This is a genomic window from Neobacillus sp. SuZ13 (assembly GCF_030123365.1).
GTDB lineage: Bacteria > Bacillota > Bacilli > Bacillales > Cytobacillaceae > Neobacillus.
Window position 1 is genome coordinate 5,853,496 of the sequence record NZ_CP126107.1, and the last position, 24,497, is coordinate 5,877,992.

Here is a 24,497-nt window from a genome sequence, read left to right on the forward strand (position 1 = left end):
TTGAAACCTCTTTTAAAAAAATTTTTTCAAGGTTTCAACTGATGTCCTCCAGGGTAAGGAATAGATATCAACACTATTCCAACAAACGGAGGTAATGAACATGGCAAAAGCAAAAGTGAAGGAAAAAAACAATCTAGTAACTGAAACTCTTAACACACAGGTCGCAAATTTCTCCGTGCTTTATATGAAACTGCACCACTACCACTGGTATGTTAAAGGAGAGAATTTCTTCACACTGCACCCAAAATTTGAAGAATTGTATAAGGAATCAGCACTACATCTCGATACCATTGCTGAACGAATGCTGTCGCTAGGGGCTTTACCAACGGCGACACTTAAAGAACAATTACAGATCTCTTCCATCAAGGAAGCAGACGGCGATGAAAATGCCGAGGGAATGATCAAGAGCCTAGCGGATGATTTTAATACTGTCTGCACGGAACTGACAGAGGGGATCAGCCTAGCTGAGGACAACGAGGATCAACCGACAGCAGATCTATTCATTGCGGTCCGCACTTCCTTAGAAAAACACAGATGGATGCTTGAGGCTTATTTGGCGGAGTAGAATTAGAACTGGTTGGCGGGGAATTGTTCCCGTCTTCTTCTAAAAAGTGGATGGGTGGGCATTATTAATGGTTATTCGTTCCCTTCTCCTCCAAAAAAGCAGGCGAGCGGGCACAATTAATACGCCTCCTCCACAACCACCAGTTTTTCCAGCAACCCCCACCAATTAGTAAACAGGGTGTCAGCTCTCCCGCTGACACCCTTGTATTTTTTAAACGTTAGTCGAAATCATTACCAAGCAAAGGTCGTCCTTTGGAGCATTGTGCGGCTCCATACTTGGCTGCAGCTGATGAAGGAATGAATCAGGATTGTCCATGTCTTTCTCTTGTAAGGTGCTGATGAGTCTAGCGATCGCATCCTCATAATCCTGCTCGAGCCATTCCGACAGCCCATCGGTAAAGAGCAGAGTTCGTGCGCCCCGCTTGTAAGGAATCACACCTTTGATTACATCAATATCTTCAAAAAAGCCCAGGGCACAGCACCCGTCCGTTAATAGTTTTACCTCATCATCGACGATAGCAATCCCCGCTGGATGACCAGCATTGACGTATTCGATGGTTTGCATTTCTGTGTCGAGCACCAAGTAAATGGCGGTGAAATAATAGTTAATCAAATGATCTGGCATTTGAAGCTGATACATACGTCGATTCAGTTCCTTCATGACCTTCTCTGGATCAGACATCCCCGTAATCGTATCCTTCAATGCCGAGTATATGTACATACATACGAGTGAGGATGAAATTCCATGCCCCATCATATCAAGCAAAATCACACCATAACGGTGTTCGCTGATCGGATACCAGGCATACAGGTCTCCAGCCAGCTCAAATGAAGGCTTATAGATAGCCGAAATCGTAATATCCTCTTCTTCAATCGGATCACTAAGGATGCTTCCTTGCACCTGCTTAGCCAAGTCCAACTCATATTGCAGCCGTTTATCTCTTTCCTTCCGTAAGTCCTTCTCTTGCTTTAATCGGAGAACGGAACGAATCCGTGCCAGCAGTTCCACTTTATTAATCGGTTTCATGACATAATCGAGGGCACCCGCATCCATCGCCTCGGCCATTTTATTGGAATCTCCCATGGCTGTAACGAAGATGATCGGCAGGTCAGAATATCTCTCATCCGCAAGAACCGTTCTACACGCTTCCATTCCGTCAATTTCCGGCATCATCAAGTCCATTAGAATTAAATCGAACTGAACTTCCTCGGCATTAGCCTCATCTAGCTGCAAACATTGATATAATTCCTTGGCAGATGTCAGCAGAACCAACCTATTATAGCCAGCCTTACGCAGAATTTTCTCGATAATCATTAGATTGGTTTGATTATCGTCGACCACCGCAATTTTCATGGCCATAGCGATCCCCCCTTTCCCAAGCGTCAGTTCGTTTAGATGATGCCTGACACCAGTTATCTACTTTGCAGTGTCAGGCACCTTTTATCCATTCAAGCATCATTGATCCCTTGATAAACATCACAAGCGAGTGACTTTCGTAACTTCTCAATTGCCTTTTTTAGAAGACGGGACACATGCATCTGAGATATCCCCAAAAGCTCACCCGTTTCCTTTTGACTTTTATTTGCGACAAACGTGTAGTGGATGATTTCCTTTTCTCGCTCTGATAGAACATGCATCGCACTCTCGAGCAGGAGCTTTTGGTCGACTTTTTCGAAGCCTTCATCATCGGATCCGACAATGTCTAAAGTCGTCGACTTACTCCCATCCGAACCCGTTTCAATGGTTTGATCTACAGATGCTGTTTGATAACTTTTTCCCATTTCCATTGCTTCTAATACTTCCTCTTCGGAGATCTCTAAATAATTCGCGATTTCCTCGACCTTCGGTGAACGCTGATATTGATTGGTCAGCTCGTCCACCACCGTTTTAATCTTTGGCCATAAATCTTTGATCCGTCTCGGCACATGGACGCTCCAGGTTTTATCCCTAAGGAACCGCTTAATTTCGCCAATAACGGTTGGAATTAGGAAGGACTCGAAAGGTTTGCCCATGTCTGTGTCAAATCTTCTGATTGCTCCCAATAACCCAATCATCCCTACTTGCACAAGGTCCTCATGAAAGGATTTCCCCTTTGAATACTTTCGCGCAAGACTCCCGACTAGGGCCGAGTAATGTTCGACTAAGATGGTTTGCGCAAGCGGGCATTCCTTCTGCTGAAACTCGACGATCAGGGCATCGATTTCTTCCCTAGTTCGTTTCTTGGGTTGAGATGGTTGTGTCATGATTTTCACGCTCCCCACTTAGATACTTCACCATGAAGACCGTTACCCCGGAATGGTTCGCAACACTCACTTCATCCATAAGCGTTTCGATTAAATATAGCCCTAACCCTCCCTCTGCCAGCTGCTCCACTGTACTTGATTCTGTATAGGGACCTAATTCGTTTTTCTTCTGGATAAAATTAAAGCTCTTTCCGCTATCAGATATCATCGTTTCTAGCTTGTCTTCATAAATGCCAAACCCGACAATCACTTCTCCACCTTCGTCGTTGGGATAGGCGTGATGGACAGCGTTCGTACAAGCTTCACTTACCGCAATCTTAATATCTTCAATTTCCTCATATGAAAAACCCATCCGGCTGGCAATTCCCGACAACGTCAATCGAATCACACCCACATACTCCGGCTTAGCAGGAATTTTCATTTCGATATAATCCATCACTCTGCTCATTGTCTCCCCTCCTCGGTCGTTGAAGAAATGTTCATGACATTACTTAAGCCGGTAATCTCAAACAGTCGTTTTAGTCGATCCGATAAGTGAATCAGCCTTAATTCGCCGCCATTTGCCTTTAGCTGTTTAAATACTCCTACAAAAACACCCAAACCGGTACTATCTAAATAGGACACATCCTGTAGATTAACGGTAATCGACTTTTTTCCCGCTTCCGCCAGCGACAATAATTCCTCTCTAAGCTTTGGCGCCGTATACGCATCAATTTCCCCCGCAGCAAGCACCAAGATTTCCTCATCATGTTCATGTTTATCTATGGTTAAATTCATTTTCATCATCACCCCTGAAAGATTTATAGTGTATATACCCTTATTTTCAAAGTCTAAACCTTTCTTTTTAAAAAAATCTCTGTTAACTTGGCTGTTGATTTCCGCTCCAATCAACGAGGCTAAAAAAATATAATCTATTCCCAATATTATACCAAAATATTCAAATTAAACGAATCGACCTATTTTCCTGTTAGGTTTCATTTTTAATAAACGGGGTATGACAAGATTACAAAGGAGAGGTGTTCAAATGGATACTAAAAAAAGCGAGTTACAAGAGAAGGTAAAGGGTGAAAACAATAGCTCGATGGCACAGAATCTAGAGGAAATAAAGAGGCTTGGCAAGGAAATGGAAGAGGAAAAAACCGGTCCCGAGCTGAAGAAGGAAGAAAACCAAACTCCCGATCCGCAGCAATAGCAGCCTACCCACGTAACGGCCCTTTCATGGGTCGTTATTTTTTTGAATAGGGCTTGCCCCTGCTCAAGGACAAGCAAAATGATTATTTAAAAAAGGAATCTTTCTTTTTTCCTTTTAAGAGATCACCTGTCCAGCCTTTAAATTTTAAATAGCCATAGAGCAGGAGTGTCGAGATAACGATTAAAATAAATGAGAGAAGATAGCCGTACCGCCATTCGAGTTCAGGCATCTGTTTGAAATTCATCCCCCATAAAGCCCCAAGTGCCATAATCGGGGTAAAAAGGATCGTGATCACCGTTAAGGTTTTCATAATTTCATTGCCGCGATGAGAGGAAATGACCTCTTCTAAATTAATAATCGAATCTATTTCATGCTCGTACTCGTTGAGCAGTACGGTCATCCGCTCAATCCGTTTGACAAGAAGCGTGAAAATCTCCTTCCTGCTTACCTCATTCAGTTTAATTTCTTCAATCCCAATTTTTAGCTCGTTAATCGGAATCAAGAGACTTTTCCAGACCAATAGCTCATGCCTGCGCATATAAATTTTTTCAAGAATGCTCGTTCCATTCCTCTTTCGAATACTCCATATTAATGTTTTAAGCTCCTCTTCAAATTGGTCGATTTCATATAACATTTCATTCATCAGTTCTCCAAGGAGCATAAAAAATCCCTCGACTGCGTTTTCAGCATGCTTTATTTGCCTAAAAAGCGGTTCGGTACGGATATGCTTTAAGGTGGAAAAATTAAGATCAACCGTAATCAGCTGATCTTCCGTTACATAATAATGAAAAATTTTGTAGTCGCCTTCCTCTTCAAAATTTTGCTTATAAATAAGCGAACCCGTCACCACCTTCTCCCCTGTATCCAGAAGCCTTATCCTTAAGGAATTGGTTTTATTATTGCGCACTTGATTCAGCCATTCATTACATCCGGAGCGATCCTGTTTGAAAATTGGCTGGATACGCTCCTCCTCATCCTTCTTAATCTGATACCATTTCCAATTGATAGTTTCCATCGTATCTCCCTTCTCAATGTTTTTTATTTCTATATCCCCTAATCTGGAATCAATGAAACTTCAGGAAAAAGGTTTAATGGAAGCGGAAGCGGGTATTACTACTAGAAATAGAACTTTATTGAAAAAGTGCTATTTTAAGAGAATCTAATAGGAGGTTTTAATATGAAACGTATGGTACCTGTTACATCGATTATTGTGGCTGCTGGAATGGGAGCTTCGGCCGCGATGTGGCTGTCATCTAAATCGAACCGACTAAAAGCGGAAAGCGTACTTAGAGACTGGAAACGGAAAATTAAGCCTTCTCCGTTTGATAAAAGTGAAGAATTGCCGATAGAAAAAGGAGGACATCCACACCCGCGTGATCTAGACGATAATAACATGGTCAGTGAAGGGGCGATGTACTCCGTTCAATTTTATAATGAGAAAATGCAGTGATCAAGCAGTTGGGGTATGTGACTACCCCAACTAATTTTTTGATTACTCCTGAGGTTGGTGGCAGGATGAATTTATTTTTTTTACTCGTCTATTTCATCATCATTACAGCTGTGATCGAAATTTACGTCGTTTTATTTCGATTAACAGGGCTCAATATAAAGGTGTCAAGATTTCAGGTGATTTCGTTGATGACCGGAACGGGCTTCACAACGGAGGAATCTGAGCTTATTTTAGGCCACCCGATTCGCAGAAAACTCGCTATATTCCTTATCCTGTTTGGAGCCTTCTCCCTTGCGGTCATTATTTCTACGATCACTAATTTTCTTTCGGATGATTTGCGGATGATTCATATTTTTTACATTGCCGGCGGCGTCCTGGTTGTCTTTGGGGTATTAAAGCTAGCCTGCATTCAGACCCTATTATCGAGATTATTTCATAGAGAGATGAAGCAGCATGTCGAAATCGGCGATTTGCCCATTCGAGACGTGTTTTTAACGGAAAAGAGTGATTATCTGCTCAATCTGCATATCTATACCGACTCTTTGCTTGTATATAAGACTGTAAACCAACTGTTTAATGACCATGAGCGGCTAGAGTTTTTAGTGCTTTTTATCAAAAGAGGTCAATTGAAGCTAAGAGGAAATATCTACAACGAAAAAATACATGAAGGTGATCAGCTGCTTTTATATGGAGATAAAGAGATTTTAACCAAGCTCTTTCAACATGATATTCGGATTATGGAGAAAAAGTTGAAGAACCGGCATCCTAATGGGGTTATTGGCGGTTAAGATGGCTTTACTGGCGCATGGCAGCCGTTTACTAGCGGAGCGGCCACTTATTGGCTCATAGCAGCTATTTACTGGCGGATGGCCGCCGGTTTCTGGCGCATAGCACAAATTTACTGGCGCATAACCACCTTTTACTGGCGAAATAGCTAAAACCACGAAAAAACAGCCTCGATTTGAGGCTGTTTTTTGTTCATATCTTTTTAACTTCTACATTCAAAATGTGATAACCCTTACTAGCAATGGCCTGGAATACGTATCCATCCGATTCCACCTTACTGCCTATTGGCGCATCAGAGTTTTGAGTCAGATACCAGCCGCCAATCGTATCAATATCTTGATCGGCTAAGTTGATCCCTAGTAAATCGTTCACGTCCTCAATCAATAATTTTCCGTCCACCACATAATGGTTCTCCTCTATCTTTTGAATCTCGGCTACCTCATCAGCATCGAACTCATCTCTCACTTCTCCAACGATTTCCTCAATAATATCTTCCACCGTAACCAAACCTGAAGTCCCGCCGTATTCATCAATGAGAATGGCCATATGTGTACGTTCTTTTTGCATTTTCACCAATAAATCATGAATGGGAGTGGTTTCAATCACATGAATCGCGGGATTGATAAAGGAACTTACCTGGAACTCTTCCAGATCATCTGGATTCATCATAATCGACATTAACAGAGCCTTTACATTAATAATACCTATAATGTGATCCTTATCCCCATCCATAACTGGATAGCGGGTAAAATTTTCAGCATTCACCCTTTTTAAGACCTGATTCACCGTCGCATCCATTGGTATACTGCTTATCTCGGGCCGAGGCACCATGATTTCCTTTGCAATTCTCTCATCAAATTCGAAAATATTATTCACATATCGTAATTCATTTTGATTAATCTCACCGCTCTGATAGCTTTCTGACAAGAGGATTCGCAGCTCTTCTTCAGAATGAGCTCCTTCGTGTTCAGATGAATGCTTTAAGCCAAAAATACCTGTTAGCAGCCGGGCCGAACCATTTAAGAGCCAAATAAATGGAAACATGATCTTGTTAAACCAGATAATTGGCACCGCGAACAAAAGCGTGATCGCCTCTGCTTTTTGAATTGCGACCGTTTTCGGTGCTAATTCCCCTGCTACTACATGGAAAAAGGTAACTAACGCAAAGGCAAAACTAACCGATAAAATATGTGTCACCGATTGATTGAGGTCTAGTGCAGCTAAAAATGGATGCAATAGTTTTTCAACGGTTGGTTCTCCCAGCCACCCCAGTCCTAGCGCGGTCACCGTTATCCCTAGTTGACAGGCTGATAAATATTCATCCAGATGGGTGACGACCCTTTTTGCCGCAACAGCTCCCTTCTTCCCTTCCGCAATCAATTGATCAATTCTCGATGGACGTACTTTTACCATCGCAAATTCAACTGCGACGAAAAATCCAGTCAATGCGATTAATGCTACAATTAAGAGTAAATTTATTATCGTCAAGAGAAGCTTCACTCCCTCTCTTTTTAAAAAAATAACAATCCGAAGTCATCTGATTTTCGGATTGTTATCCTTCTTTTATTCGATTAATTTCTTGTCTATCTTATTATCTAGCCTATCTAGATATTTGCTAGCGAATTCCCTTCCTCCTAGGCCGAATGCCAGGCCAAATGCTAGGGCCACACCGCCTAAGACGAGAATAAAGGCAGCATTTACGATTGAATGTGCAACTCCAAGCTGGTCTAATGCCATAAAGACCGTAATCGCGAAGATGGCATATTTCCCCACAGCGGCTAGTGTCCGGGAGTAGCTGCTTTTTAAAACATTTTGTAAAATACGCTCGACTAAATGCCCTAAATATAAGCCAATTCCTAAGATCACAAGTGCAGCCAGTAACATCGGTAAATAGGCAATCACGCCTGTTGCTAGAGTGACTAAAAACTCTAGATGGACAATTTGTAATGCTTCCACTGTAAATAATAAGACAATCACAATTTTTGCAATCATCCCAACGATTTGCGAAAGATTGTATTTGGACTGCTCCGGATTTAATGACCCAATCCCCATATGGTGAAAAATGTTATTAAATCGTAAACGCCACAGCATTTGCGAAACCATTTTTTCAACCCATTTTCCAAGCCATAAGCCCACTAAGATTAAGATCACCGCAACAGCGATGTTTGGAATGAGCGAGAGTATATGATGAAGCATCGAAATGGCCGGGTCAGAAATCCCTTTTAGATCAAGCTTTTCTAATGCTGTTATAATCGTAGGAATTAAGATTAAGATAAACGCAATATTTCCGATCATACTTGAAAGACTGGTTCCCTCTCCTTTAGTGTTTAGACCAAAACGTTGGGCAAGTCTCTCCGTACCGACACTGCTTAAAAAGTTTGTTAGAATATCGCGGACCATTTTTGCAATCAGCCAGCCGACAAAAACAATTAGTGCAGCAGCAAATAACTTAGGAATAAAAGCTAACAAAGTTCCTAGGGTGTTGGCGAAAGGTTCTGAAACGCCTTCCATTTGCAATGCATCCAATACTCCTGGTAAAAATAGCAAGAAAACGAAATAGAATAGAACTTTGCCGATACTGTTAACCTTTCTTACTGCCTCCGCTTCATTATTTGCCATCTTCCATTTTACTAAAAGACGTTCTCCATGAACCATGGCTATCCCTTTTTTAAACAAAAGGCGCAACAGCGAAGCAACTCCCCAAGCAAGTAATAAAATAAGAGCTGCTTTTAATACGTTAGGGACCGCAGCTGTAATCGTTGATAACATTCCAACAAGCGGTGTGGCAATGAAGCTTAAGTTAAGCATATTGAAAAAGATAATCCACACAAACACTAGTAAAATATAATAAACGATTTTTCCAATAATCACTTCAGATGAGTATTTCCTCTTGCCCAGGTTGGAAAACAACCGATCATCAAAGCTCGTCTTCTTTAAAAGTGCTTCTACACCTTTTCCAATAAACTTAGCGATTAGCCAGCCAACCAATAATACCAATAGAGCAAACAGCAAAGTCGGCAGCTGCTGAAAATATGAGTACCATCCCGTCATCATTTGATCCATCTCCATCCTATCGCACTCCTTTTCCTGATATTCTGTTTCAACTTATTTACGTAAGTAAGTTTTCTATAGGATATATAACCTGTATTTTTGAATCGAAACCTAGTTTTTAAAAATAATATTTTTTCAAAAAAGGGCATTTAATAGAAGGAATATCATTTGGAGCCCAAAGAAAGAACCTCTTAGGAAAAAATAAGGTTTCAAGTTCTTTGCAGCGGGAATATAACCAATATGCAAGGCAGACTTGCACTTCTAAACAGTTCAATTAGAAGGAGGAGCTACCAATGCAAATGAGTTGGAAGAAACGATTACTAGTTGGCGGACTGGCTGTATCGCTAACATTCGGCGGGCTAGCTGGATGTGGTGATGGGGTCGACCAGGATAATGGAATCAGTGATGGACAAAAAAAGGATGCAGTAGACACTGATACAAAGAAGGAAGCCAACGCAACAATGGACGATGCGAAGCAGAATATTGAAGAGGCAGTGAATAATGTTGAGAAAAAATTGAAAGAGGACGGTGTTGGTGATGGAGTAGATCAAGATAATGGTGTTAGCGATGGCGAAAAGAAAGATGAATTAGATAATTAAAACTAGGAGGCTAAACAATATGAATAAAGATAAATTTTCAGGCAGTGTTGATCAAGTAAAAGGTGAGGCGAAAGAGCAATGGGGCCACTTAACTGATGATGACTCAAAGGTTGTAGAAGGAAAAGTAGATAAAGCCAAAGGTAAAGTAAAAGAAGGCGTAGGCGAAGTGAAAGATACACTATCAAAATAGCATTTATCCAACCTATTAAACTAGAGGAGGAGAAAAAGTGGACAAGCATGGAAAGAACATTGTAGGTGTGTATCAATCGGAACAAGAGGCGATTGCCGCCATTGAAGACCTGATAAAATGGGGATACGATAAGTCAGAAATCAGTGTAATTGGTAAAGATCAAAATCACTTAGATACCATCACAGAAGAAACAGGCACCGCCGTTGAAGACACGGCTGCCACTGGCGCGCTTACGGGTGGAGCAATTGGTGGTGCAACCGGGTTATTAGCTGGACTTGGCGCTCTGGCCATCCCAGGTATTGGCCCGATTGTCGCCGCAGGTCCTATCGCAGCAAGCATCATGGGTGCTTTAACAGGAGCAGGTGTAGGCGGACTAGCAGGCGCACTGATCGGACTTGGAATTCCAGACGATGATGCCAAGTATTATCAAGAGTCCGTTGAAGAGGGAAAGATTCTAGTCCTAGTTAATAAAAGAGACCACTCTGACAGAGATAGGGAGCAAGAGGCTCCTATTGAAGTAGAACCAACACCAGATAAAGAAGAATCACGATATGATAGCATTAGAGATCGAAATCCAGCCTTGAATACTAAATTCTAATAAAAGATGCAAAAAAGCTGCAGCAACGATTACGTTGTTTGCAGCATTTTTTGGTTTAGGCGGAACTGCGATCGAGGAGTTTTTCAGATAATATCCAGAAAATGTCATAAGTTTCGTATAATGTGTAATAAGTGTCCCGAAAATATGTTATAAGTGCTCGAAAATATGTCATAAGTTCTAAAAATGATGTAATAAGCACCTTTTAAATGCCAATAAAAAAAGAAGAGGCTCCCCAACCTCTCCTTTTTCCTGTATGAAAACCCCTTTAATTTGACAGGCTGCTTCCCCCAAAGCATCCTAATATTCCAACCGAACTTAACTGAACCTAACCTAACTGAAAAAATCCGATAGGTTATTCAGGTTATTTTGCATAAAGTCTAACGCGAAATTCGGCATCACACCAAACAATATTGAACCGACGACTGCGACAACCAACACGATCAAAATGCCAGCTGGAATCTTGAACTTGCTGTCGTCACTTGCCGGACGGAAGAACATTTGTGTCATCACACCAAAGTAATAGAAGTACGATACCACCGTCGTCGCAATCATCAATGAAGCGAGCACATAATGCGGTGTCGGACCAGAAAATGTACCGATAAAAATGTTTAATTTTCCAATGAAACCTGCTGTGCCCGGGAAACCGGCCAGCGACACAAGCAAGATGCCCATAACGACCGCAAGCACAGGCGAGCGGCGGTACAAGCCGGCAAAATCAGCTATCTTCGCTGAACCTGATTTTTCGGTAACGACCTGAATAATGGCAAACGCACCCATATTCATAAGTAAGTAAGCGAGCAGGTAGAACCAAATCGAGTAAAAGATATTCGAGTTCAGCGTCGTTAAGGCAACGAGAATATAACCGGCGTGCGCGATACTAGAATAAGCAAACATTCGTTTAATGTTGGATTGCTTTAAGGCCACCACGTTTCCGATAATCATCGTTACTCCAGCAATAAATGCTAAGTAATCCTGCATTTGCAGTAGGATTGGCTTTTGTGGATCGCTGACCGATGCCGCTGCGAGAAAGACTGTTAACAAAATCCGAAGCACAATCACAAATCCAGCTGTTTTCGAAACGACACTTAGAAATGCAGTAACCGGTGTAGGCGCGCCTTGGTAGACGTCAGGTGCCCACATATGGAATGGAGCTGCTCCCAATTTAAACGCTAACCCCACTAATACCATTAAAAATGCCAATGTTAACAGGTACGCCTGTTGACCGTCTGCCACTTGAGTTAGACTAGTGGCAATCTTCACTAAGTTGGTTGAGCCGGTTAAACCATAGATATAGCTCATCCCAAACAACGTGATCGCGGTGGAAATTCCGCCATTGATGACGTATTTCATCGCAGATTCGTTCGACTCCAAATGATACTTGCGGATTCCTGCTAAAATATAGGAAGAAACAGTTAACAATTCCAATCCGATGAACAGCGTAATTAAATCGCCGCTCGATGTCATAATCATGCCGCCAAGCAAGGCTGATAAGAACAAATAATAAAACTCACCGCGATATTCCTCTAAACCATCCTTCGCCTCGTAGCTGACGGCCAAAAGCATAACCAGACCTGCCCCGACAAGAAGTAATAATTTAAAGCCCATCGCGAAACTATCTAAGCGGAATGAATCGTCCAAAATCGACCTCACAGGTCCGCCCACTAAACTAAGCACGGACACGGTTGCAGCGATAATCGCGACAATTCCAATCCAGCCGAGAATTCTTCGATCTTGATTTTTCGGCATAAATAAATCTAAAAGTGTAAGAAGTGCGGATACACCAAGGATGATGAACTCTGGTGTCATGGCACTCCAATGAAATTGCTGCAAGGTATCAAGACTCATCCTTCATCACCCTCCTATCCCTAGCATGATGGTTTCAAGTGTAGTTTTTAATGGCGCGCTTAGGACACTTGGGTAAACACCAATTAATACGATTAACAGCATAAGTACGAGCACAGGCAAGAATTCGACGCCCTTCAAATCAAGGATGCCCGTAAATTCACGATGCGCCTTGCCGTACGTGATTCCTAAAACTGCACGAAGCAAGTAAGCCGCCGTCATAATAATTCCGAGCGTACCTACCGCTGCTATCACCGGCATTTCTCTGAAAAGTCCGAGGAAGGCCATAAACTCACTGACAAATCCAGACATCCCTGGCAAGCCAAGCGACGCCATCCCGCCAGCCAACAAGAAGCCTGCTGCAATCGGCATGCCCTTCGCCATTCCGCCAAGATTCTCGATAAGTGACGTATCGGTGCGTTCGTACAGGACGCCGACTAAGAAGAACAACAGCGCGGAAATCAATCCGTGCGAAATCACTTGGAAAATTGCCCCTTGAATCCCAGCCTCATTCATAGCAGCCAGTCCGATTAGCACAATTCCCATATGAGAAATCGATGAATAAGCTAAAACCATTTTAAAATCTGTTTGAATGAACGCTAGATACGCCCCGTAGAGGAGATTAATCACTCCAAGGATGGCAATCAGCGTCGCAAGAGTCCCGAATTGCTCGGGAAAAATGCCCATTCCAAATCGAATTAATCCGTACGCACCTATTTTCAGAAGAATCCCTGAGTGGATCATAACAACTGATGGCGGTGCTTGTACGTGGACTTTTAACATCCAGCTGTGTAATGGGAAAATCGGCAATTTGACACCAAACGCTAGCAAAAAGCCAATGAATAAGCCCATTTTCAGATCGCTCGAAAGCGGTACGTCTGGTTTTGCCATCAATTCTGTTAAATAGTTTATATTGGTTGATCCTGTTTTTGCAAAAAGAATCATAATCACAATTAATAGAATCGCAGAACCTAGTCCGTTATAAATCAAGAAACTGTAGGCTGCTTTTTCTTTTTCAAAATAACCCCATTTTCCGATTAAGAAGAAGGTCGGAATAAGCGTGATTTCAAAGAAGATAAAGAACAGAATTAAGTTTTCCGCCGTAAACACGCCGAGCATTCCTATCTCTAGGAGCAGGAACAGCATGAAATAACCTTTCCATTCCTTTTTCACAAACTTTGCCGCGGCTATCGCCGAAAGTGTCGCTACTACCGCTGTAAGGACCACGAGCAGAAGCTGAAAACCACTTAGGCCCAGTTCATAGTAAACGGAAAAATATGGTTCAGGAGCGTTGATCCCATGGAATTGAATCCACTTGGCTGAGACCGTAAAATCGGCTAAATCCTTACCAAATTGAAAATGCAGATAGGCTGCCAGGGCCAGCAGTAAGGCTGGCAAGGTCGCTAGAAAGCCGACCGCTTTGATTGGTTTTTCTGCCGTTTTCGGCATAAATGCTAAAAGCACGATACCTAGTAAAGGGGAGAATACTAGGAGTGAAAGAACGGATGTTAAATTCATCGTAAGTACCCCCCTGTTAATGCAAAGATGACGACGAGAACCGCAAGTCCGACAAAGGCCACCGCACCGTACGTTTGAACCTGTCCGGATTGCAGTTTCGACCCTGCGGCGCCAAGTCCTTGAACAATTCCGACCACGCCTTTGACAAGTCCTTCAACAAGAAACACGTCAATGAAACGTAAGAAGTAGCTGACCCCTTTTGTGATGGCCACAACTGTCAGTTGATAAAACTCGTCAACGTAATATTTGTTCAATAAAATTGTGTGTAGCGTATCGCCTGTACCGCTTAACCAGTTACGAGCAATCGAACGCTTGTTGTACATCAAGTAGGCAAGGAAAATTCCCGCTAAGGATACGACCGTTGCTGCGATCATGATCCAAGCCGGGCCTTCAACGTGGCCTTGATGTGCCAACGCTTCGTTGCCATCAACGAGCCAATCGCCAAGGAATGTACCGAACCACGGTGTATTGACGTAACCAGCGATTACGGCAAGAACACCAAGCACAACCATTGGTAAGGTCATATTGGATGGCGATTCATGGACATGCTTCTGGTTGCCGCGCGCTTCACCCGTAAAGACTAGGAAGAACAAGCGGAACATATAGAATGCGGTCATGAAGGCTGCCGCAAGGGCTAAGAAAAAGAGTACAGGATGTCCGCCTTCCCATGCCGCCACTAAAATTTCATCTTTCGAGAAGAATCCAGAAAGTCCTGGGACACCGCTGATCGCGAGTGTTCCGATTAAAAATAGCGGTCCGGTAAGCTTGAGCTTTTTCCAAAGTCCGCCCATTTCTTCGATGTTCTGAGTATGTACCGCGTGAATGACAGAACCGGCTGCCAAGAACAGAAGCGCCTTGAAGAAGGCATGTGTCATCAAGTGGAATACCCCCGCCACATAACCCGCAGACCCTAAGGCCAGCATCATGTAGCCAAGCTGTGAAACAGTTGAATACGCAAGTACGCGCTTGATATCGGTTTGCACAAGACCAATGCTTGCGGCGAAAATTGCCGTAAATGCACCAATCACAGCGATCGTAAGGAGCGCCGTATGGCTCGCCTCAAACAGTGGAAATAATGCCGCAACCAAATAAACCCCGGCCGCAACCATCGTCGCCGCGTGGATTAACGCCGAAACAGGCGTCGGACCTTCCATCGCATCCGGAAGCCACGTGTGAAGCGGGAACTGACCCGACTTACCAACCGCCCCGATGAAAATCAGGATCGCGGTCAAAGTAATCATGGTGCCTGACACCGCACCGGCATCAACAGCTGCGAAAATTTCACTATATTCAAAGCTTTTGGTTTCCCAGAATAGCAGAATCATGCCGATAAATAAGCCCACGTCCCCGATCCGGGTCATGATGAATGCTTTTTTAGCAGCTGCTTTTGCTTCGTCTTTGTAAAAATAAAAACCGATTAATAGGAAGGAACCGACGCCGACAAGTTCCCAGAAAATATAAGTTTGCAGCAGGTTAGGCGATATAACCAGTCCGAGCATTGCAAACGTAAATAATCCTAAATAGGCATAGAATACTGGAAACCGCTCGTCTCCTTGCATATAACCTTTGGAGTAGGTATGTACTAAGAAACTTACGAGCGATACGATAAACAGCATTAATGCATTTAATTGATTCACTTCAAAGCCCGCTGTTAGATGCATATCTCCTATCGTGAGCCAGTCAAATTTCGTGACATAGGTCGGCTCTTTGAAGCGCTCGAATAAAACCAAAATCGAGTAGACAAGTGATGCCAGCGTGAGGAGAATCCCCACATAGGCACTTGCTTCCTTCAGTCGCTTCCCGAAAAGAAGAAGGATCAAAAACGATAATAGCGGGAAAAGCGGTATGAGCCATGCATTCTCCATCATTATCACTATCCCCTTTCGAATGATACAAACTTCACCATTCGAATTTTGTTGAAAGACAATTTTGTCGTTGTACCTTTAGAGGTACATTTTCATTGGTATGGTGCCATTGTGGTACATTTTGGAGCCTGACACCCTTCGTGGACAAAAAGACCAAAGTGTCTTTTTGTGGTGCCTGACACCTAGTTTTTCATCGTATCCATTTCATCGATGTTAACGGTTTTTCTAGCGCGGTATAGCGAGATTAAGATTGCTAAACCAACGGCCGCTTCGGCTGCTGCAACGCTGATTGCGAACAGAGCGAAGATTTGGCCCGTGATTGACGGCGCCATTCCGTATTTACTGAAAGTGACGAGATTAATATTCACGGCATTCAGCATCAATTCAATTGAAATCAGGACAATTACGGTATTTCTTTTTGTCAGTGCACCGTATAAACCGATGCAAAACAAAATGAGTGCTAGTGCCAGGAAGGCTGAAGCGGGAACGGAACTCATTTATCATCCGCCTCCTTCTTCTCGTTTTTCGCTAGGATAATCGAACCAACAAGGGCGACTAATAATAAAACAGACGTTAACTCAAATGGAATGATATATTTTGAGTAAAGTGCTTTACCAATTTGCATCGTGTTATTTTCATGCAAGGTCGTCGGAACCTGTTCGATATTGAAATCGTAAATCCCAAGATACACGGCAAACGCAAAGCCTAAAATCCCTAGGAAGACAAGGATTTTTCTCCATTTGCCTGTTTTCGGTTCATGTTCATCATTATGCTTCGTTAACATTATTCCAAATAGCATAATGATTGTAATGGCACCGGAATAGATTAAGACCTGCACTGCGGCCACAAATTCAGCGGACAGCACTACGTAAATACCAGCGATTGCTACAAAGGTGAAGATTAGTGAAACGACCATATGAACAACCTTGGTAAGATTTAAAAGCAGCACACCTCCGATAATCGCGACAAGTGCGAGCCCCATAAATGCGAGGAATTCCCCCGAAAAGGTCATGGTTTATTCACCTGCCGTATGTTTTCGTCGTTTTCATCTAACCATTCTAGATTTTTAAATAACATGTCACGGCTGTATTCAGCGAGCTCAAAGTTATTGGTCATGATAATCGCTTCTGTCGGGCATACCTCTGTACATAGGTCACATAGGATGCAAATTTCGAAGTTAATATCGTAGGTATCAATGATTTTCCCTTTTTTCGTTGGATCCGGATGTTTTTTACCCGTCAAATCGATACAATCGGTCGGGCAGATATTCATGCACTGATTGCAAACAATACACTTCTCCGGATAAAACTTTTGAATACCACGGAATCGGTCGGGCAGTGGAATCGGCTTATTCGGATAATCATAAGTAACCTTTTCTTTCGTCAAGTTCTTTAGGGTATATTTCAAGCCTTTTGCTAATCCAAGCACGTTTTTCACCCCTTTTACATTTTAAAGATAGTTATTGGTGTCAGGCACCATTAAAAGAATAGTGACTTAATTAATGCTGTTAAGAAAATATTTGCTAAAGCGATTGGCAGGAGGACTTTCCAGCCAAATTCCATGAGTTTGTCGGCGCGGAAACGCGGTAAGGTGGCCCGAAGCCAGATATAAACAAAGACAACGGCACTAAATTTAACCGCGAACCAGACTGCACCCGGGATAAAGCTTAGGAAGCTAAACGGTGCCAGCCATCCGCCTAGGAACACGACAGTAATTAGGGCGGACATTGCGAATAAATACACATATTCTGCGAGCATAAAGAAGGCCCAGCGGAATCCAGTATATTCGACGTGGTATCCAGCAACCAGCTCGTTTTCCGATTCCGGCAAGTCAAACGGTGTCCGATTTAATTCGGCAATCGATGCTATGAAAAAGATAATAAAGCCGATTGGCTGCAAAAGTATGAACCAGCCATGCTTTTGTGCTTCGACCATATCATTTAGATTTAAACTTCCTGTTAAAAGGATGACACCTAGTACTGACATAACTAACGGTATTTCGTAGGAAATCATCTGGGCTGATGCACGCATGCCTCCTAAAAGGGCGTACTTATTATTTGAGGCCCAGCCGCCAAGCAGCATGCCGAAGGTGGTTAATCCGCTTACCGCGATATAGTAAAGTAATCCAACACCGATATCAGCGAACTGAAAGGCATCCGTGAACGGCATGGTGGCCAGCACCATAAACGACGGTGCGAAGGCAATGACTGGCGCAATGATAAATAAGGGTTTATCGGCAGCCTTTGGAATGATGTCCTCTTTTAGTAAAAGCTTGAGAACGTCAGCGACGGTTTGCAATAGTCCCCATTTACCGCCGACCTGGTTTGGACCATGGCGCAGCTGCATGTAACCCAAGACTTTCCGTTCTGCTAAAATTCCGTAGGTAACGAACCCTAATACAATTAAAAGCAAGACAGCGCCGAGTAAAAAGAAAATTCCAAAGTTAGCCCAACCTGGACTTGACTGGAGCAATTCTTCTATCATTAGCCGTCAACCTCCCCAAGGACAATATCCACTGCCCCTAAAATAGCAATCATGTTTGCAATATTTTCACCCTTTAAAAGTTTCGGGAGAATTTGCAGGTTATAGAAGGACGGCCTTCTAAACTTTAAGCGGTACGGTTCTTTTTTGCCGTCACTATAAATATAGCAGCCAATCTCTCCGCGTGGTGATTCAATTCGGACAAAGGCCTCTCCTTTAGGTGCCTTAATAATTTTTGGCACTTTCGCTAAAATTGGTCCTTCAGCTGGGAATTGTTCCACGGCTTGTTCAAGGATATTCAAGGATTGTTCAATCTCAGCCAGGCGCAAATGGTAGCGGGCCAAGCAATCGCCTTCTTCTGAAGTTGGCACATCAAATTCAAAACGATTATAGACGGAATATGGTTCATCTTTACGGAGATCCCATTTCACGCCGGTACTGCGAAGATTCGGGCCGCTCAATGAATACTGGAGCGCCTCTTCCTTCGTATACTTCCCAATGCCTTTTACCCGGTCAAGGAAAATTTCATTTCCGGAAACCAATTCGTGGTAGCCTTTCAGCTGCCCGCGCAAGTAAGGAACAAAGCTGCCTACTTTTTCAATCCAGCCTTCAGGTGCATCCCACTTCACACCTCCAACGCGCATATAGTTGAAGGTCAAGCGTGCCCCTGATAATTCATTCAGCATGTTGATAATCATTTCCCGGTCACGGAAAGCATAGATGAACGGACTGGTTGCACCAAGGTCAAGGATATAGGTACCCCAGGCAACAAGATGGCTGGCAATCCGGTTCAATTCCATCGCAATTACGCGCAAGAAATCAGCACGTTCAGGCACTTCAATCCCCATCATCGTTTCAACCGCGTGACAGATTACATAGTTATTAGTCATGGAGGATAGATAGTCCATCCGGTCTGTATATGGAATAATCTGCGTATATTGCAGGTTTTCAGCTAATTTTTCTGTCCCACGGTGCAAGTAACCGATGACAGGCGTTGCTTCGGTAATAATTTCCCCATCAATTTTAACAACGAGACGGAACACTCCGTGTGTACTTGGATGCTGAGGACCGACGTTTAATATCATTTCTTCTGTTCTGATCATTGGTTACACCTCCACGTCGTACGGCTCGTAATCTTTGCGCAGTGGATGGCCAACCCAATCTTCGCCAAGCAGGATACGTCGTAAGTCCGGATGCCCTGGAAACTTGATTCCCAGTAAGTCATAGGCTTCACACTCAGGCCATTCTGCCCCTGCCCAAAGCGGCTGCAAGGACTCGATTGTTGGTTCGTTACGGTCAATCTTTACTTTAAAAGCAACCGATTGACGGTTTTTGTATGAGTATAAGTGAACATATACTTCCATATGTGTGACAAAGTCTGTCCCATGAAGCTCGGATAAATAATCAAACCCTAACTGCTCATTGTATTTTAAAAATTGAGCTACTTTGAAATAGGTGTCAGGCTTCACCACAAGGGTTGGAACATCCTTAGAAAGTTTATTAATATAAGAATCTTCTAAAACATCCGCACCTAGATGCTCAGTTATGACCTTCACATATTTGTCTAGGTATGGCTGATTTGGTGATGGCTGCTCTGCAGCTGCTGGGGCTGTGTCATCCGCTTTTCCTGTTCCTGCGGCTTTTGCCTTGGCTGCTGCCGCTGCTTTCGCCTTTGCTTTGGCTGCCGCGATTGCTTTCGCTTTCTCGTCATCGCCACCCGCTGCGTCCTCTCCAGCTCCGCCTGCTTTGGCTTTGGCCGCTGCTGCTGCCTTTGCTTTGGCTGCCGCCGCTGCTTTCGCCTTGGCCGCTGCTGCCGCTTTCGCCTTGGCATCATCTCCGGCTGTGGTATCGGTTTCTTCGGCTGGGGCTCCACCTGCGAGTTCCATCGCTTTTTTCTTTGCTGCTGCTGCGGCTTTTGCTTTCGCTATCGCTGCTGCTTTTTTCTTCGCAAGATCATCGCCGGCGTCTGCTTCGGGTTCCGCTGGCGCCGTTTCTTCAGCTGGGGCTTCTCCGCCTGCAAGCTCCATCGCTTTACGCTTCGCTGCGGCTGCTGCCTTCGCTTTGGCCACCGCTGCCGCCTTTTTCTTCGCGAGGTCATCTGCATCGGTTGCTGCTGGTACAGACGGTTCTGCTGGCGCAGATTCTTCCGCTGGGGCTGAAGATTCGCCTTGTTCCATCGCCGCTCTTTTCGCTGCAGCTGCTGCCTTCGCTTTCGCGACTGCCTCGGCCTTTCTTTTCGCTAGATCATCTGCGTCATTTGTGGTTGCTGATGCTGGTTCTTCGGCTTTAACTGGCTCGGCCGGCTTTTCTTCTTGCTCAGGTGCTGGTGCAGCTTCTCCTGCGGCCTTCGCTGCTCGTTTCGCCGCCGCCGCAGCCTTCGCTTTCGCAACCGCTTCCTTCTTTAACTGTTCAAGATCTTTTTCCCCACTCATTGGTTAGATCACCTTCTTCCCAGTCTTCGCCTCATAGCGAATCTTTTCCTTTAATTTATTGATTCCATAAATTAAAGCGGCTGGGTTTGGAGGGCATCCTGGTATGTATACATCGACAGGAACGATTTGATCGACTCCCTTAACGACTGAATAAGATTTCACATACGGCCCACCTGCTGTCGCACAAGAACCCATCGCAATGACCCATTTAGGCTCGGGCATTTGGTCATATAATCTTCGTAAAATTGGTGCCATCTTCTTTGTCACGGTGCCAGACACGATCATACAATCCGACTGACGCGGTGACGTCCGGAAAAACGAACCAGAACGGTCCAAATCATAATTCGCTCCGCCTACACCCATCATTTCAATCGCACAACAAGCCAGACCAAATGTCACTGGGTAGATCGAACTGCTTCGGGCCCAAGCTTTAATTTGCTCTAGCGTAGTCATAAATACATTTCGCTGTAACTCTGCCATTTCGTGTTGTGAAAGGCCATCTAGTTTTAATTCCATCGTAGCACCTTCTTTTTCCAGGCATACACAAGGCCAATTAATAACATAATAACAAAAATCAACATCTCAATTAGCGCAAAAATCCCTAACTTATCATAGGCAACGGCCCATGGATATAAAAACACGGTTTCTACATCAAAAATAACAAACATTAGGGCAAAAATATAATAGCGGACATTGAACTGTACACGGGAATCGTGAAATGGATCAATACCGCTCTCATATGTGGTATACTTCGCCTCACTCGGTTTATGTGGACGCAGAAGCTTACCTAAATATAACGCCACCACAGGCAGCAGCACCCCAAGACATAGAAATGCAAAAACAATCAGATAATTATTCTGATATACATTTAGAAGTTCCATGTCTATCCCCTCCAATGTTGTAAATTTTCATACTAGTGAATATTGTAACCGAATTCATTATAGCATTGTTACAAACCCATGTCGACAAGCCGTATTCATAAAAATTGGAATTCTAACCGCCTCGAAATTCCCAGTTGAAAGGCTCTTGAGGGCTCGCTATCAAAAGAGACTTTCAATCGGGAATTTTGCAAACTCCAGCAAAAGCGGAAGAGGGCATGCCAAATAAAGGTCACGGTCAAATACCTAATAAATTCGACAACAACCTCTATTTAACACCAAAATGTGTCCAATGTCAGTGAGATTTGTCATAAAACGTTCACCCAATATCTCTTTTTCGGAATACCCTTATATTCTTCTGAAAAAGCAATTTATCTAAAACAAGTAACATGTCCTTCTATAATCATATTCATCTACTAACAAATCATGCAGATATTCCATTATCGAGCACAAATCCAACTGTAAAAGTCTGCGGATGGAGTGATCTATGCATCCTATATTCTAATTTCCGGGAAACAGCCTCTTAAATTACCTATTTTTATAAAAAACAAGACCCTCTAATCAAAATTTTAACCGCCCATTAGCCATATCGGCCACTTTCCTAACTATATCGGCCACTTTTAATATTTATCGGCCACTTTTCAATTATATCGGCCGCTTTTAAAAATTTATCTGCCGCTTTCCCTCTTTTATCGTCCACTTCCAATAAACGCACTATCCATCTAACCAAATTGCCAGTCAAACTAGGAATAGCCAAGGTAACCTTCTCCTTAAAGAAAAGGCTAAAAACCTATCACAACAACCACAAAAAACCCCTCCAGCAACAATTTTCGGAAAAATTGCCACCAAAGGGGTTTTATCTTTAATATTATCTTCTTTCCGATACGGCGAGGCGATTGATGGCACGCTGTAAAGCAAGCTCCGCACGTCTGAAATCGGTATGCGCAGCCTGATGATCTCTCATACGCTGTTCTGCACGTTCCTTCGCTCTTACGGCACGTTCCACATCAATTTCAGAAGCAAGTTCCGCTGATTGAGCTAAAATCGTCACTTGATCAGGACGGACTTCTAAAAATCCACCACTGACCGCAACATAATCCGTGTGACCGCCTTTTTTAAGACGAACAGACGTAATCTCCAGCGGGGCAACTAAAGGCATGTGACCAGGAGAAATCCCTAGGTCACCACTTGTTGCCTTGGTACTAACCATTTCTACATCTGATTCATACACCGGGCCATCGGGAGTAACAATACTGACTTTAATCGTCTTCATTTTTTACCCTCCAGGCTCAGTTTAGACCTCAACGCCCATGCGTTTTGCATTCTCAAGCACGTCTTCGATACGTCCAACCAAACGGAACGCATCTTCTGGAAGGTGGTCATACTTACCTTCAAGAATCTCTTTGAAACCACGAACTGTTTCTTTAACAGGTACATAAGAACCTGGCTGGCCAGTAAACTGCTCAGCAACGTGGAAGTTTTGAGATAAGAATACTTGGATACGACGCGCACGTTGTACTGTTAACTTATCATCATCACTAAGTTCATCCATACCAAGGATCGCGATGATATCTTGTAACTCTTTATAACGTTGTAATGTTGATTGAACTTGGCGAGCTACATTGTAGTGCTCTTCGCCAACAATATCAGGTGACAATGCACGAGATGTTGAAGCCAAAGGATCCACCGCTGGGTAAATACCCATCTCTGAAAGCTTACGCTCAAGGTTTGTTGTTGCATCTAAGTGAGCGAATGTTGTAGCCGGAGCCGGATCCGTATAGTCATCGGCTGGTACATAAATCGCTTGGATCGATGTAACTGATCCTAAGTTTGTAGATGTAATACGTTCTTGTAATTTACCCATCTCAGTTGCAAGAGTTGGCTGGTAACCTACCGCTGATGGCATACGGCCAAGTAGCGCGGAAACCTCAGAACCTGCTTGCGTGAAACGGAAGATGTTATCCATGAAGAACAACACGTCTTGTCCTTGCTCATCACGGAAATACTCAGACATAGTCAAACCAGTTAAAGCAACACGCATACGTGCACCAGGCGGCTCGTTCATTTGTCCGAATACCATCGCAGTTTTCTTGATAACGCCAGAATCCGTCATTTCGTGGTAAAGGTCATTACCTTCACGTGTACGCTCACCAACACCAGCAAATACGGAAATACCACCGTGCTCTTGTGCGATGTTGTTGATTAATTCCTGGATTAATACGGTTTTACCTACACCGGCACCGCCGAATAGACCGATCTTACCACCCTTAATATAAGGAGCAAGTAAGTCTACTACTTTAATACCAGTTTCAAGAATTTCTACCTGAGTAGAAAGGTTTTCAAATGTTGGTGCTTCGCGGTGAATAGAATCACGGCGCTCATTTGCTGGAATTGCAGGATCAAGGTCAATTGTTTCTCCTAATACGTTAAATACACGACCAAGAGTAACATCACCAACTGGTACAGAAATCGGTGCACCAGTATCTTCAACTTCTATTCCACGAGTTAAACCATCAGTCGTTGACATCGCAATCGTACGAACTGTATCATCACCTAAATGAAGAGCTACTTCAAGGGTAATGTTGATATCAACTTCGGAAGCATTACTCGCTTTACTTGAAATTCTCAACGCATTATAAATCGCAGGCAGATGACCGCTTTCGAACTTAACGTCAACTACCGGACCCATAATCTGAAGAACGCGTCCTTTGCTCATCGTTTTCCCTCCTAACTTACTCTTTCGCGAAAAACCACCCAAAAGCATTTTAGAAAATGGTCTAAGAATGGTCACGCGCATTGTTCTAAGCT

General features: G+C 43.4%; 27 protein-coding genes. 7 read left to right on the forward strand and 20 right to left on the reverse strand.

The features are described from left to right. Positions 1–100: 100 nt before the first annotated feature. A complete protein-coding gene (locus QNH17_RS28730) occupies positions 101–565 on the forward strand; it encodes a Dps family protein (RefSeq protein WP_283876696.1) in 465 nt (154 codons plus the stop codon). A 210-nt stretch (positions 566–775) separates the two neighbouring features. On the opposite strand, the gene QNH17_RS28735 is transcribed toward QNH17_RS28730, so the two are convergent. From QNH17_RS28735 to QNH17_RS28750, 4 genes are all read right to left on the reverse strand, one after another. Beyond that, a complete protein-coding gene (locus QNH17_RS28735; protein WP_481858642.1) occupies positions 776–1,918 on the reverse strand; it encodes a PP2C family protein-serine/threonine phosphatase in 1,143 nt (380 codons plus the stop codon). Between the two features lie 95 nt (positions 1,919–2,013). Further along, positions 2,014–2,808 carry an RNA polymerase sigma factor SigB gene (sigB, locus tag QNH17_RS28740; RefSeq protein WP_283876698.1) on the reverse strand — a complete coding sequence of 265 codons (795 nt, stop codon included), beginning with the start codon at positions 2,806–2,808 and terminating at the stop codon, positions 2,014–2,016. Then, positions 2,774–3,256 carry an anti-sigma B factor RsbW gene (rsbW, locus tag QNH17_RS28745; protein ID WP_283876699.1) on the reverse strand — a complete coding sequence of 161 codons (483 nt, stop codon included), beginning with the start codon at positions 3,254–3,256 and terminating at the stop codon, positions 2,774–2,776. The genes sigB and rsbW overlap by 35 nt, the downstream gene beginning before the upstream one ends. Further along, positions 3,253–3,585, reverse strand: a complete 333-nt coding sequence (locus tag QNH17_RS28750; protein WP_283876700.1) for an anti-sigma factor antagonist — start codon at positions 3,583–3,585, stop codon at positions 3,253–3,255. The genes rsbW and QNH17_RS28750 overlap by 4 nt, the downstream gene beginning before the upstream one ends. A 247-nt stretch (positions 3,586–3,832) precedes the next feature. Here QNH17_RS28750 and QNH17_RS28755 point away from each other — a divergent pair, with 247 nt between their 5' ends. Further along, complete coding sequence (locus QNH17_RS28755; protein ID WP_186328727.1) at positions 3,833–4,000, forward strand: hypothetical protein; 168 nt, start codon at positions 3,833–3,835, stop codon at positions 3,998–4,000. 82 nt (positions 4,001–4,082) lie between these two features. Here QNH17_RS28755 and QNH17_RS28760 read toward each other — a convergent pair whose 3' ends face one another. Further along, the gene (locus QNH17_RS28760; protein ID WP_283876701.1) at positions 4,083–5,015 is read right to left on the reverse strand and encodes a magnesium transporter CorA family protein; all 933 of its coding nucleotides are present in this window, start codon (positions 5,013–5,015) and stop codon (positions 4,083–4,085) included. 162 nt (positions 5,016–5,177) lie between these two features. Between QNH17_RS28760 and QNH17_RS28765 the strand changes: the two genes are divergently transcribed. Both QNH17_RS28765 and QNH17_RS28770 read left to right on the forward strand, forming a co-directional pair. Continuing rightward, positions 5,178–5,450 (forward strand): hypothetical protein, encoded by a 273-nt coding sequence (locus QNH17_RS28765; protein ID WP_283876702.1) that lies wholly within the window; start codon positions 5,178–5,180, stop codon positions 5,448–5,450. Continuing rightward, positions 5,447–6,238 carry a hypothetical protein gene (locus tag QNH17_RS28770; RefSeq protein WP_283876703.1) on the forward strand — a complete coding sequence of 264 codons (792 nt, stop codon included), beginning with the start codon at positions 5,447–5,449 and terminating at the stop codon, positions 6,236–6,238. Before QNH17_RS28765 ends, QNH17_RS28770 begins: the two co-directional genes overlap by 4 nt. A 190-nt stretch (positions 6,239–6,428) precedes the next feature. Here the strand turns inward: QNH17_RS28770 and QNH17_RS28775 are convergent, their stop codons facing one another. Continuing rightward, positions 6,429–7,724: a hemolysin family protein gene (locus QNH17_RS28775; protein WP_283876704.1), complete on the reverse strand. Its 1,296-nt coding sequence runs from the start codon at positions 7,722–7,724 to the stop codon at positions 6,429–6,431. Positions 7,725–7,799: 75 nt separating this feature from the next. Then, positions 7,800–9,305, reverse strand: a complete 1,506-nt coding sequence (locus QNH17_RS28780) for a mechanosensitive ion channel (RefSeq protein ID WP_283876705.1) — start codon at positions 9,303–9,305, stop codon at positions 7,800–7,802. Positions 9,306–9,580: 275 nt separating this feature from the next. Here QNH17_RS28780 and QNH17_RS28785 point away from each other — a divergent pair, with 275 nt between their 5' ends. The 3 genes from QNH17_RS28785 to QNH17_RS28795 are packed head-to-tail and all read left to right on the forward strand — an operon-like array spanning position 9,581 to position 10,674. Further along, positions 9,581–9,886, forward strand: coding sequence for a hypothetical protein (locus QNH17_RS28785; RefSeq protein WP_283876706.1), 306 nt, complete (start codon positions 9,581–9,583; stop codon positions 9,884–9,886). 19 nt (positions 9,887–9,905) lie between these two features. Beyond that, on the forward strand, positions 9,906–10,076 hold the full coding sequence (locus tag QNH17_RS28790) for a CsbD family protein (RefSeq protein ID WP_283876707.1): 171 nt from the start codon (positions 9,906–9,908) through the stop codon (positions 10,074–10,076). Between the two features lie 37 nt (positions 10,077–10,113). Further along, complete coding sequence (locus QNH17_RS28795; protein ID WP_283876708.1) at positions 10,114–10,674, forward strand: general stress protein; 561 nt, start codon at positions 10,114–10,116, stop codon at positions 10,672–10,674. 330 nt (positions 10,675–11,004) lie between these two features. On the opposite strand, the gene nuoN is transcribed toward QNH17_RS28795, so the two are convergent. From nuoN to atpD, 13 genes are all read right to left on the reverse strand, one after another. Next, positions 11,005–12,519, reverse strand: coding sequence for an NADH-quinone oxidoreductase subunit NuoN (gene nuoN, locus QNH17_RS28800; RefSeq protein ID WP_283876709.1), 1,515 nt, complete (start codon positions 12,517–12,519; stop codon positions 11,005–11,007). A gap of 6 nt (positions 12,520–12,525) precedes the next feature. Further along, positions 12,526–14,034, reverse strand: a complete 1,509-nt coding sequence (locus QNH17_RS28805; protein WP_283876710.1) for an NADH-quinone oxidoreductase subunit M — start codon at positions 14,032–14,034, stop codon at positions 12,526–12,528. After that, positions 14,031–15,902, reverse strand: coding sequence for an NADH-quinone oxidoreductase subunit L (gene nuoL, locus QNH17_RS28810; RefSeq protein ID WP_283876711.1), 1,872 nt, complete (start codon positions 15,900–15,902; stop codon positions 14,031–14,033). The genes QNH17_RS28805 and nuoL overlap by 4 nt, the downstream gene beginning before the upstream one ends. 179 nt (positions 15,903–16,081) lie before the next feature. Continuing rightward, complete coding sequence (gene nuoK / locus QNH17_RS28815; RefSeq protein ID WP_026568243.1) at positions 16,082–16,396, reverse strand: NADH-quinone oxidoreductase subunit NuoK; 315 nt, start codon at positions 16,394–16,396, stop codon at positions 16,082–16,084. Further along, on the reverse strand, positions 16,393–16,911 hold the full coding sequence (locus QNH17_RS28820; RefSeq protein ID WP_283876712.1) for an NADH-quinone oxidoreductase subunit J: 519 nt from the start codon (positions 16,909–16,911) through the stop codon (positions 16,393–16,395). Before QNH17_RS28820 ends, nuoK begins: the two co-directional genes overlap by 4 nt. Then, complete coding sequence (gene nuoI, locus QNH17_RS28825) at positions 16,908–17,327, reverse strand: NADH-quinone oxidoreductase subunit NuoI (RefSeq protein WP_144551613.1); 420 nt, start codon at positions 17,325–17,327, stop codon at positions 16,908–16,910. Before nuoI ends, QNH17_RS28820 begins: the two co-directional genes overlap by 4 nt. 50 nt (positions 17,328–17,377) lie before the next feature. Further along, positions 17,378–18,382, reverse strand: a complete 1,005-nt coding sequence (nuoH, locus tag QNH17_RS28830; RefSeq protein WP_283876713.1) for an NADH-quinone oxidoreductase subunit NuoH — start codon at positions 18,380–18,382, stop codon at positions 17,378–17,380. Next, entirely contained in the window at positions 18,382–19,482 is a 1,101-nt protein-coding gene (locus QNH17_RS28835) for an NADH-quinone oxidoreductase subunit D (protein ID WP_144551619.1), read from the reverse strand. Before QNH17_RS28835 ends, nuoH begins: the two co-directional genes overlap by 1 nt. A gap of 3 nt (positions 19,483–19,485) precedes the next feature. Beyond that, complete coding sequence (locus QNH17_RS28840) at positions 19,486–20,811, reverse strand: NADH-quinone oxidoreductase subunit C (RefSeq protein ID WP_283876714.1); 1,326 nt, start codon at positions 20,809–20,811, stop codon at positions 19,486–19,488. A 3-nt stretch (positions 20,812–20,814) separates the two neighbouring features. Beyond that, complete coding sequence (locus QNH17_RS28845) at positions 20,815–21,327, reverse strand: NuoB/complex I 20 kDa subunit family protein (protein ID WP_283876715.1); 513 nt, start codon at positions 21,325–21,327, stop codon at positions 20,815–20,817. After that, positions 21,318–21,692 (reverse strand): NADH-quinone oxidoreductase subunit A, encoded by a 375-nt coding sequence (locus QNH17_RS28850; protein ID WP_283876716.1) that lies wholly within the window; start codon positions 21,690–21,692, stop codon positions 21,318–21,320. The genes QNH17_RS28845 and QNH17_RS28850 overlap by 10 nt, the downstream gene beginning before the upstream one ends. Positions 21,693–22,557: 865 nt before the next feature. Beyond that, positions 22,558–22,962, reverse strand: coding sequence for a F0F1 ATP synthase subunit epsilon (locus tag QNH17_RS28855; RefSeq protein ID WP_283876717.1), 405 nt, complete (start codon positions 22,960–22,962; stop codon positions 22,558–22,560). A 21-nt stretch (positions 22,963–22,983) separates the two neighbouring features. Beyond that, positions 22,984–24,405 (reverse strand): F0F1 ATP synthase subunit beta, encoded by a 1,422-nt coding sequence (gene atpD / locus QNH17_RS28860; protein WP_098571519.1) that lies wholly within the window; start codon positions 24,403–24,405, stop codon positions 22,984–22,986. Positions 24,406–24,497 lie beyond the last annotated feature (92 nt).